Here is a 10643-nt window from a genome sequence, read left to right as displayed (position 1 = left end):
TACAGGGATATGCATTCCAAATGTAGGAGCTGCCGAAGGCTGCGATCTTTTGATTCTCAGGCAACAAAAAGCCCACCAATCGGTGGGCTTCCTGTTTTCACCTGATGATGATCAGAACAACTTCATCTTCGGTGCTTCTTCTTTCAGCGGTTCGTTCTGCGCGGTCTGCGCATTCCAGCCACCGCCCAACGCCTTGTACAGGTTGACCGCACTGGTCAGCTGCGCGAGGCGGTCGGTGATCAGCGCTTGTTGCGCGCTGAACAGCTGACGCTGGGCATCGAGGAAGGTCAGGTTGCTGTCGACGCCGATGCGGTAGCGACGCTCGGCCAGGCGGTAGTAATCCTGGTTGGCCTGAACGAAGTCACGTTGCGCTTGCAACTGCTCGGTGTAGGTCTGGCGGGCGGCCAGGCCGTCGGCGACTTCCTGGAAGGCCGTTTGAATGGACTTCTCGTAGTTCGCCACGCCGATGTCCTTCTGGATCTTGGCGTAGTCGAGGCTGGCGCGCAGGCTGCCGGCGTTGAAGATCGGCAGGTTGATCTGCGGCTGGAACAGCCACGTCCCCGAACCACCCTTGAACAGGCCGGACAGATCCGGGCTCAGGCTGCCCGCGTTGGCGGTCAGGCTGATGCTCGGGAAGAACGCTGCACGGGCCGCGCCGATGTTGGCGTTGGCCGCTTTCAGGTTGTATTCCGCTTGCAGGATGTCCGGACGACGTTGCAGCAGATCCGAAGGCAGACCCGGCGGTACGTCGCTGAGCAGGTCATCCGCCAGCGGTTTGGCCGCTTGCAGGTTGGCCGGAATACCGGTGCCGAGCAACAGGGTCAGGCTGTTTTCGTCCTGCGCGACCTGGCGGGTGTAACGTGCCAGTTGGGCACGGGCGTTTTCCACCGAGGTACGCGACTGCGCCAGATCCAGTGCCGAGGCGACACCGACTTCGTTGCTGCGGCTGGTCAGCTTGTAGCTTTCTTCGAAGGCACCGAGGGTGTCCTGGGTCAGCTTGAGCAGTTCCTTGTCCGCTTGCCAGGTCAGGTAAGCATTGGCGACGCTGGCGACCAGACTGATCTGGGTGCTGCGGCGTGCTTCTTCGGTGGCGAAGTATTGTTGCAGCGCTTGTTCGCTCAGGCTGCGAACGCGACCGAACAGGTCGAGTTCGTAGGCGCTGATGCCGACGGTGGCCGAGTAGGAACTGCTGATCATCGAGTCGCCAGTCGTCGACGCGCGAGCCGGCAGACGTTGACGGCTGCCGTTGGCATTGGCCGAAACCGCCGGGAACAGATCAGCCCGCTGGATGCGGTATTGAGCCGCATAGGCGTCGATGTTCAGCGCCGCGACACGCAGGTCGCGGTTGTTTTCCAGGGACACCTGGATCAGCTGTTGCAGCGCCGGGTCATGGAAAAACTGCTTCCAGCCTTGCTCGGCAGCGGCCTGCGCCGGTGCCTGGGCCGGCGAATACGCCGGCCCCTGTGGGTACTGACCTGCGACCGGAGCCTCAGGCTGCTGATAGTCAGGTATCAGCGAGCAACCGCTCAGCACGAAGGCGGCGACTGCGATGGAGAGTAGCGACTTGCTCATTGGCCAGCCTCTTTAGGAGTTTCAGTAGCTTCATCCTCGTCAGCGATCTTACGCTGGCCGATGGACGAAACCGTAACGAAGAACAGTGGGACCCAGAAGATCGCCAGGATCGTGGCCGTGAGCATACCGCCAATCACGCCGGTACCGATCGCATGTTGACTGCCTGAACCGGCGCCAGTGGAGATCGCCAACGGTACAACACCGAGAACGAAGGCCAGCGAGGTCATGATGATCGGGCGCAGACGCATGCGGCAGGCTTCGATCGCCGCGTCACGCAGGCTGCGTCCCTGTTCATGCAGTTCCTTGGCGAATTCGACGATCAGAATGGCGTTTTTAGCCGCCAGACCGATGGTCGTCAACAGCCCCACCTGGAAGTACACGTCGTTGGACAGACCGCGCAGGCTGGTAGCGAGCAGCGCACCGATGATCCCCAGTGGTACCACGAGCATAACCGCGATCGGAATCGACCAGCTCTCGTACAACGCCGCCAGACACAGGAACACCATCAGCAGCGACAGAGCGTACAGCGCTGGCGCTTGTGAACCCGACAGACGTTCCTCATAGGACAGACCGGTCCAGGAGATACCGACACCCGCCGGCAGCTTCTTGGCAATCGCTTCGACTTCGGCCATCGCTTCACCGGTGGAATAACCCGGCGCTGGCGAACCGAGCACCTCCATCGCTTCCACGCCGTTGTAACGGGCCAGCTTCGGCGAACCGTAGATCCACTCGCCTTTGGCGAACGCAGAGAACGGCACCATGGTCCCGGCGTTGTTGCGCACGTACCATTTCTTCAAGTCTTCAGGGCTCATGCGAGCACCGGCCTGACCTTGCACGTAAACCTTCTTCACACGACCACGGTCGATGAAGTCGTTGACGTAGCTACTACCGAAGGAGATCGACAGCGTGCTGTTGATGTCGGTGAGGCTCAAGCCAAGGGCCTGGGCTTTCTCGTCGTCGATTTCCAGGTGGTATTGCGGTTCATCGTTCAGGCCGTTCGGACGCACCTGATAGAGCACCTTGCTCTGAGCGGCGAGGCCGAGGAACTGGTTACGCGCTTCCATCAGCTTTTCGTGCCCGATACCGGCGCGGTCCTGCAGGAACACGTCGAAACCGGTGGCGTTACCCAACTCCAGTACCGCAGGCGGGGCGAAAGCGAACACCATGGCATCGCGGAAACTGAAGAAGTGTTGCTGGGCACGTTGGGCCAGGGCAAACACGCTGTTGTCCGAGTTACGCTCGTCCCACGGCTTGAGCATGATGAACGCCAGGCCAGAGCTCTGACCGCGACCGGCGAAGTTGAAGCCGTTCACGGTGAACACCGAGGACACCGCGCCTGCTTCTTTATCCAGCAGGTAGCTGCGCATTTCGTCGATCACCACCTGAGTACGCTCGGCACTCGAACCGGCCGGGGTCTGCACTTGGGCGAACAGTACGCCTTGGTCTTCTTCCGGCAGGAACGCGGTTGGAATGCGGGTAAACAGCCAGATCATGCCGACTACGATCAGCAGATAGGCCAGCAGGTACGGCGCTTTGCGCGACAGCATGTTGCCGACACCGCGCTCGTAGCTCTGCACACCACGGTCGAAATTGCGGTTGAACCAGCCAAAGAAACCCTTCTTCGGCGTGCCATGCTCGCCTTTCGGGATCGCCTTGAGCATGGTGGCGCACAGCGCCGGGGTGAAGATCAGCGCGACCAGTACCGACAGGGCCATGGCCGAAACGATGGTGATCGAGAACTGCTTGTAGATCACACCGGTGGAACCGCTGAAGAACGCCATCGGCAACAGTACCGCCGACAGCACCAGCGCGATACCGACCAGTGCGCCCTGGATCTGGCCCATGGACTTCTTGGTCGCTTCCTTCGGTGACAAGCCTTCTTCGCTCATCACCCGCTCGACGTTTTCCACCACAACGATGGCGTCGTCCACCAGCAAACCGATGGCCAGCACCATGCCGAACATGGTCAGGGTGTTGATGCTGAAACCGAACGCCGCGAGGATGCCGAATGTACCCAGCAATACCACCGGCACAGTCATCGTGGTGATGACGGTGGCGCGGAAGTTCTGCAGGAACAGGAACATCACCAGGAACACCAGCACGATCGCTTCGACCAGGGTTTCAACCACACCTTTGATCGACTCGGTCACCACCGGGGTAGTGTCGTACGGGAACACCACTTCCATGCCTTGCGGGAAGAACGGCTTGAGGTCGTCAATCGTCTTGCGCAGCGCCTTGGCGGTGTCGAGGGCGTTGGCACCGTTGGCCAGTTTTACCGCCAGACCAGAAGCCGGGCTGCCGTTGAACTGCGCGGAAATGCTCGAGTTCTCACCGCCCAGACCGACGTCAGCGACGTCGCCGACACGCACTTGCGAGCCGTCCTGGTTAACCTTCAGCAGAATCGCCTTGAACTGCTCGGCAGTCTGCAGACGGGTCTTGCCGATGATCGTCGCGTTCAACTGCTGGCCCGGCAACGCCGGCAAACCGCCGAGCTGACCGGAAGACACCTGGACGTTCTGTGCCGAGATCGCGGTGCTGACATCGCCCGGGGTCAGGTTGTACTTGTTCAACTTGGCCGGGTCGAGCCAGATGCGCATCGCGTATTGGGCACCGAAGACCTGGAAGTCACCGACACCGGCGGTCCGCGAAATCGGGTCCTGCATGTTCGACACGATGTAGTTGGACAAGTCGTCCTTGGTCATGCTGCCGTCACGCGATACCACGCCGATGACCAAGAGGAAGTTTTTCACTGCCTTGGTCACGCGGATACCTTGTTGCTGCACTTCCTGCGGCAACAGTGGGGTCGCGAGGTTCAGCTTGTTCTGAACCTGCACCTGCGCGGTGTCGGAGTTGGTGCCTTGCTCGAAGGTCGCGGTGATGGTCATGCTGCCGTCGGAGTTACTTTCCGAGGACACATAACGCAGGTTGTCGATACCGTTGAGCTGCTGCTCGATCACCTGGACCACGGTGTCCTGCACGGTTTGCGCCGAAGCGCCCGGGTAGGTCACGGAGATCGCAATGGCCGGCGGCGCAATGCTCGGGTACTGGTTGATCGGCAATTTCAGGATCGAAAGTGCCCCGACCAGCATGATCACCAGGGCAATTACCCAGGCGAAAATCGGACGGTCGATGAAGAATTTTGACATGAATTACTCCCCTTTGCCGCCGGCGGCTTTGTCAGCTGCCTGAGCGGGGGCCGGGTTCTTGTTGCCGACATTGGTGGCTTCGGACGGGTTGACCTGAACACCCGGGCGCACGTATTGCAGCCCTTCGGTGATCAGACGATCGCCCGCTTTCAAGCCGTCTTCGATCAGCCACTGGCTGCCAACGGTGCGGCTGGCCTTGAGCTGACGCAGTTCGACCTTGTTGTCGGCGCCGACGACCAGTGCGGTCGGGGTGCCTTTGAGGTCGCGGGTCACGCCTTGTTGCGGCGCCAGAATGGCTGCAGCGTTGACGCCGGCCTGCAGCTGGGCGCGAACGAACATGCCTGGCAGCAGGGTGTGATCCGGGTTCGGGAACACCGCGCGCAGGGTCACGGAACCGGTAGTCGGATCGACCGTGACTTCGGAGAATTCCAGCTTACCGTCGAGCTTGTACTGGCTGCCGTCTTCCAGGGTCAGTTTGACTGCTGCCGAGTTTTCACCGGATTTTTGCAGACGACCGCTTTCCAGCTCGCGGCGCAATTCCAGCAGCTCAACCGAAGACTGGGTGACGTCGACGTAGATCGGGTCCAGTTGCTGGATCGTCGCCATCGCATCGGTCTGGCCGTTGCTGACCAATGCACCTTCGGTGACCGAAGAACGGCCGATGCGCCCGGAGATCGGCGCGTAAACCTTGGTGTAACGCACGTTGATCTGCGCGGTCTGCAACGACGCTTCCGATTCCATGCGATTGGACACGGCGGTGTCGTATTCCTGACGGCTCACGGCCTGCTCGTCGACCAGTTGCTTGTAGCGATCGGAGATCGACTTGGTCGAACGCAGGTTGGCTTCGGCGCTTTTCAGGGTCGCTTCATAGACCGACGGATCGATCTGATACAGCTGCTGGCCGGCTTTGACATCGCCGCCTTCCTTGAACAGACGCTTGAGAATGATGCCGTTGACCTGTGGTCGAACTTCCGCAACGCGGAACGCACTGGTGCGACCCGGCAGCTCGGAGGTGAGGGTAAACGCTTGTGGTTGCAGGGTGACGACGCCGACCTGAGGCGGTGGAGCGGCCGGTGCCGCTTCTTCCTTTTTACATCCGCTGAGCAGCGATGCCAGGGCGACGGCAGTGACCAGAGCGGTAACAGCTGGCTTGAATTGCATGAAGATCCTCGGGTCAGGCGCGCAAATAGCGCACAAGAAGTGTGTAAGGGTAAAAAAAGGATACCGGGTGGATAAGTAGCTTGCTAAGGAATATACTTACGTTCATGGTTGTTTGTAAATACCTTGGCGTCGTATCCACCCTGTTACAAAACACGTCGCAAGGTTTGAAATTGTAGGCCGGGGAGCTGATCCGTGAGAGATCGCCCCCTCTTTATTCAGCGGATATTCAGCCATCCCTGAAACATCCTGTTTGAGGTTTTACTGTCATGGTCCGTCGTACCAAAGAGGAAGCTCAAGAAACCCGTAGCCAGATTCTGGAAGCGGCGGAGAAAGCCTTTTATGAAAGGGGCGTCGCTCGTACAACGTTGGCCGACATCGCGGCCTTGGCCGGGGTCACGCGCGGTGCCATTTACTGGCATTTCAGCAACAAGGCGGATCTGGTCCAGGCCATGCTGGATTCGCTGCGTGAACCGCTGGATGAATTGGCCAGGGCCAGCGAAAGTGAAGATGAACTCGATCCGCTGGGCTGCATGCGCCAGCTGCTGATTCATTTGTTTCATCAAGTTGCGCTGGACCCGAAAACCCGGCGTATCAACGAAATTCTGTTTCATAAGTGCGAGTTCACCGATGAAATGTGCGATTTGCGCCAGCAGCGCCGGGACGTCAGTCTCGATTGCAATGAGCGCATCGCTCTGACGTTGCGTAATGCGGTCAATCGCGGCCAGTTGCCGGAAGATCTCGACACTGCCCGCGCGGCCATCAGTATTCACAGCTATATCGATGGCCTTCTGTATGGATGGCTGCTGGCGCCGGACAGCTTTGAGCTGCATGCCGAGGCTGAGCGTTGGGTCGATACAGGGTTGGATATGCTGCGCCTGAGCCCCAGCCTGCGCAAATGAAACAAATGCGTAATTGGCACAGGTTATGTCAATTGACCTGCCTTTACACAGACCTGCGGCGGGGAGTTTATACGTAGCGAACTACGCATTTTGTAGGGAATTTGTGTCGTCTGTGTGAATGAGTGTGAGCCACTTGCCCTCACCCTAGCCCTCTCCCAGAGGGAGAGGGGACTGACCGAGGTGTTCTTGCAAGTTACACCGACCTGAAAAACCCAGTCGAACTCAGGTTTCGAACATTCCCCGATCTGCCCCCTCTCCCAGAGGTAGGGGGGACTGACCGAGGTGATCGTTCGAGATACGCCGACCTGAGATATCAGGTCGAACTCCAAATTTGAAAAGCACACAGATCGGCTCCCTCTCCCTCGGGAGAGGGCTGGGGTGAGGGGCTGCGTACTAAAAAGCGCAATCAATCTCCCGGCGAACACAAAAAAGCCCCCGACTCTCACAAGTCGGGGGCTTTGTGTTTCTGCTTCTTACAGCGCTGGATAGTCGATATAACCCACCGGGCCTTTCGCGTAGAACAACTCCGGCCGCGCATCATTCAACGGCGCATCCGCCTTCAAACGAGCTGGCAGATCCGGGTTGGCAATGAACGGCACACCAAACGCGACCGCATCAGCCTTGCCACTCGCCAGCCACTCGTTGGCGCTGTCCTTGGTGAATTTTTCGTTGGCAATGTACGGGCCACCGAACGCTTCTTTCAGTTGCGGGCCGAGGCTGTCGGCACCTTCTTTCTCGCGGGAGCAGATGAACGCGATGCCGCGCTTGCCCAGTTCACGTGCAACGTAGGTGAAGGTTTCCGCCAGGTTGTCATCGCCCATGTCGTGGGAATCGGCGCGCGGTGCCAGGTGCACACCGACACGGCCGGCGCCCCAGACTTCGATCGCGGCGTCAGTCACTTCCAGCAGCAGACGCGCACGGTTTTCCAGCGAGCCGCCGTAGTTGTCAGTGCGCTGGTTGGTGCTGCTTTGCAGGAATTGGTCGAGCAGGTAACCGTTGGCGCCGTGGATTTCCACGCCGTCGAAACCGGCGGCTTTGGCGTTTTCGGCACCGGTGCGGTAGGCGTCGACGATGTCGGCGATTTCAGCGGTTTCCAGTGCACGTGGGGTTGGGTAGTCGGCCATTGGACGAACCAGGCTGACGTGACCTTTCGGCTGGATGGCGCTCGGTGCCACCGGCGCTTCACCGTTGAGGTACGACGGGTGGGAAACCCGGCCGACGTGCCACAGTTGCAGGAAGATCTTGCCGCCAGCACCGTGAATGGCTTTGGTGACGTTGGCCCAGCCGCGCACTTGATCGTTGGACCAGATGCCTGGGGTGTCCGGGTAGCCAACGCCCATCGGCGTCACCGACGTGGCTTCGCTGAGGATCAGGCCAGCGGAAGCACGCTGTACATAGTATTCAGCCATCAGCGCGTTCGGTACGCGGCCTTCGTCGGCGCGGCAGCGGGTCAGCGGAGCCATGATGATGCGGTTGGCCAGTTCGATGTCGCCCAGTTTGATCGGATCAAAAATAGTTGCCATGTCTACAACCCTCATAAGTAAAAGTTAATCAGTTAGTTGCCGGGGCCAGATCGGCATTGCCGTTCTGACGGAAAGTAATCAGGGTCACCAGCAGGGCGAGCACGGCCAGTGCGGCGGCTGCGAGCGGCACGCTGGTCAGGCCGTAACCGTGGGCGATGACGCTGCCGCCGACCCAGGCGCCGAGGGCGTTACCGACGTTGAAGGCGCCGATGTTCAGGGTCGACACCAGGTTCGGTGCGGCTTTGCCGAAGGTCACCACGTTGACTTGCAGCGCCGGCACGGCGGCAAAACACGCGGTGGCCCAGAGGAACAGGGTGATTTCGGTGGGGATCAGCGCGACGCTGGTCCAGGTCAGCACGGTGGAGACCACGGCCATGGCGATGAACACGCCGATCAGCGTGGCGGCCATGCCTTTGTCGGCGAGTTTGCCGCCGATGATGTTGCCGACGGTCAGGCCCAGGCCGATCAGCATCAGCGTCCAGGTCACGCCACGGGGTGACACACCGGTGACTTCGCCGAGCAGCGGGGCGACGTAGGTGAACAGGGTGAAGACGGAGGCGGCGAACAGCGCGGTCATGCTCAGAGACAGCCAGATTCCGGCACCTTTAAGGGCGGCGAGTTCGGCGCGCATGTCGAGTTTTTCTTCGTCACGCTTGGCCGGCAGGAAGCGGATCAGGCCGATCAGTGCGATCACGCCGATGACGGTGACGGCCCAGAAGGTCGAGCGCCAGCCGTATTGCTGACCCAGCGCGGTGCCCAGCGGCACACCGAGGACGTTGGCCAGGGTCAGGCCGGTGAACATCAAAGCCACTGCCGAAGCGCGTTTATTCGCTGGCACCAGATTCGCCGCGACGACAGAACCGATGCCGAAGAACGCACCGTGGCACAGCGCAGTGATCACCCGGGCGAACATCAGCACGTTGTAGTCACTGGCAATGGCGCAGAGCAGGTTGCCGACAATAAAAATGCCCATCAACGCCACCAGTGCTGCTTTACGCGGCAGTCTGGCGGTGGCTATGGCCATGAATGGCGCACCGATGGCCACGCCGAGGGCGTAACCGGTCACCAGCCAGCCGGCGCCGGGGATCGACACACCGAGGTCAGCCGCCACATCGGGCAGCAGGCCCATGATGACGAATTCGGTGGTGCCGATGGCGAAGGCGCTCAAGGCGAGGATGAGTAGCGAGAGGGGCATGCAGGTTTCCTTGTCGGCTGGCTGACGTTAAGGGTCAGAGCTCTTTACTGAGGGTGCTGAGGAACGCCTGGATCACGTCCTCGTTACGTTTGAAAAAGTGCCATTGACCGGCCTTCTGGCTGCTGATCAGACCGGCGCGTTGCAACGTTGCGAGGTGTGCCGAAACGGTCGACTGCGACAGGCCGCAGCGTTGATCGATCTGCCCGGCGCAGATGCCGTACTCGTGGTTGTGCAACTGTTCCGGAAATTCGTTCTTCGGGTCTTTCAGCCAGTTGAGGATGTCTCGTCGTACTGGGTGCGCCAGGGCTTTTATTATTTCGTCGAGGTCGAGGTTCATGGCAGGGTGCTCACAATGTGTACAACGCTATATCGCGATGTGGCGAAATATAAATCGTTAGATCGCGATACACCAATATGATTTTGATCTGACGTCAGCATAAATTGGTATATCGCGTTATAACGATACGTGGGTGTATGGCTCATGGGTCGCAGTGCTAAGCTGCGCCCATGAACTATCTCGCACATTTACACCTCGGTGGCCAGCGCCCCGGGCAACTGCTCGGCAGTCTGTATGGCGATTTCGTCAAAGGTCGGCTGCAAGGGCAGTTTGCGCCGGAGGTGGAAGCAGCCATTCAACTGCATCGACGGATTGACGTGTTCACCGATCGCCATCCACTGGTGGACATCGCCCTGGGACGGTTTACCGATACGAGGCGGCGTTATGCCGGGATCGTCCTCGATGTGTTTTTCGATCATTGCCTGGCGCGGGACTGGAAGCTGTATGCCGAACAGCCGCTAGAGGTTTTCACCGCTGATGTGTATCGGGTGCTGACCCGCGAGCCGCAATTGCCCGAACGATTGGCGAGGATCGCCCCGCACATGGTTGCCAATGACTGGTTGGGTTCGTATCAGCAGTTTGAAGTGCTGGAGCAGGTGTTGCGCGGGATCTCGCGGCGACTGAGCCGTCCGGAGGAACTGGCGGGGGCGATGGAGGAATTGCGGCGGTTGTATGAGCCGCTCAGCGAAGACTTCCGACTCTTCTACCCACAACTCCAGGACTTCGCACAAAACCCTCAGACACAGAAAATCTAATGTAGGAGTGAGCCTGCTCGCGATAGCGGTGTGTCAGTCGACATTAGTATTGACT

General features: G+C 59.7%; 8 protein-coding genes. 2 read left to right on the top strand and 6 right to left on the bottom strand.

Annotated elements, in window-relative coordinates; genetic code table 11:
* Nucleotides 1-111: 111 nt before the first annotated feature.
* Genes emhC through ACW9IR_RS26410 form a run of 3 tightly spaced genes read right to left on the bottom strand, consistent with a single transcriptional unit; the run spans nucleotide 112 to nucleotide 5879 of the window.
* Nucleotides 112-1572 (bottom strand): efflux RND transporter outer membrane subunit EmhC, encoded by a 1461-nt coding sequence (gene emhC / locus ACW9IR_RS26420; RefSeq protein ID WP_102902715.1) that lies wholly within the window; start codon nucleotides 1570-1572, stop codon nucleotides 112-114.
* Nucleotides 1569-4718 carry an efflux RND transporter permease subunit EmhB gene (gene emhB / locus ACW9IR_RS26415; protein WP_016982808.1) on the bottom strand — a complete coding sequence of 1050 codons (3150 nt, stop codon included), beginning with the start codon at nucleotides 4716-4718 and terminating at the stop codon, nucleotides 1569-1571. Before emhB ends, emhC begins: the two co-directional genes overlap by 4 nt.
* A gap of 3 nt (nucleotides 4719-4721) precedes the next feature.
* Nucleotides 4722-5879, bottom strand: a complete 1158-nt coding sequence (locus tag ACW9IR_RS26410; RefSeq protein WP_457465575.1) for an efflux RND transporter periplasmic adaptor subunit — start codon at nucleotides 5877-5879, stop codon at nucleotides 4722-4724.
* A gap of 266 nt (nucleotides 5880-6145) precedes the next feature.
* Between ACW9IR_RS26410 and emhR the strand changes: the two genes are divergently transcribed.
* Entirely contained in the window at nucleotides 6146-6778 is a 633-nt protein-coding gene (emhR, locus tag ACW9IR_RS26405) for an efflux system transcriptional repressor EmhR (protein ID WP_007917080.1), read from the top strand.
* 473 nt (nucleotides 6779-7251) lie between these two features.
* On the opposite strand, the gene ACW9IR_RS26400 is transcribed toward emhR, so the two are convergent.
* From ACW9IR_RS26400 to ACW9IR_RS26390, 3 genes are read right to left on the bottom strand one after another with little or no spacing between them, the layout of a single operon-like run.
* Nucleotides 7252-8301 (bottom strand): alkene reductase, encoded by a 1050-nt coding sequence (locus ACW9IR_RS26400; protein WP_102902717.1) that lies wholly within the window; start codon nucleotides 8299-8301, stop codon nucleotides 7252-7254.
* 28 nt (nucleotides 8302-8329) lie between these two features.
* On the bottom strand, nucleotides 8330-9496 hold the full coding sequence (locus tag ACW9IR_RS26395) for an MFS transporter (protein ID WP_457465573.1): 1167 nt from the start codon (nucleotides 9494-9496) through the stop codon (nucleotides 8330-8332).
* Nucleotides 9497-9530: 34 nt separating this feature from the next.
* Nucleotides 9531-9833, bottom strand: a complete 303-nt coding sequence (locus tag ACW9IR_RS26390; RefSeq protein ID WP_007917068.1) for an ArsR/SmtB family transcription factor — start codon at nucleotides 9831-9833, stop codon at nucleotides 9531-9533.
* Between the two features lie 170 nt (nucleotides 9834-10003).
* Here ACW9IR_RS26390 and ACW9IR_RS26385 point away from each other — a divergent pair, with 170 nt between their 5' ends.
* Nucleotides 10004-10588: an acyl carrier protein phosphodiesterase gene (locus tag ACW9IR_RS26385; protein ID WP_457465571.1), complete on the top strand. Its 585-nt coding sequence runs from the start codon at nucleotides 10004-10006 to the stop codon at nucleotides 10586-10588.
* Nucleotides 10589-10643 lie beyond the last annotated feature (55 nt).

It is taken from the genome of Pseudomonas sp. SDT291_1_S447 (assembly GCF_054070155.1).
Note: the sequence above shows the minus strand (reverse complement) of the source record. Positions and strands in the feature narration are given on the sequence as shown.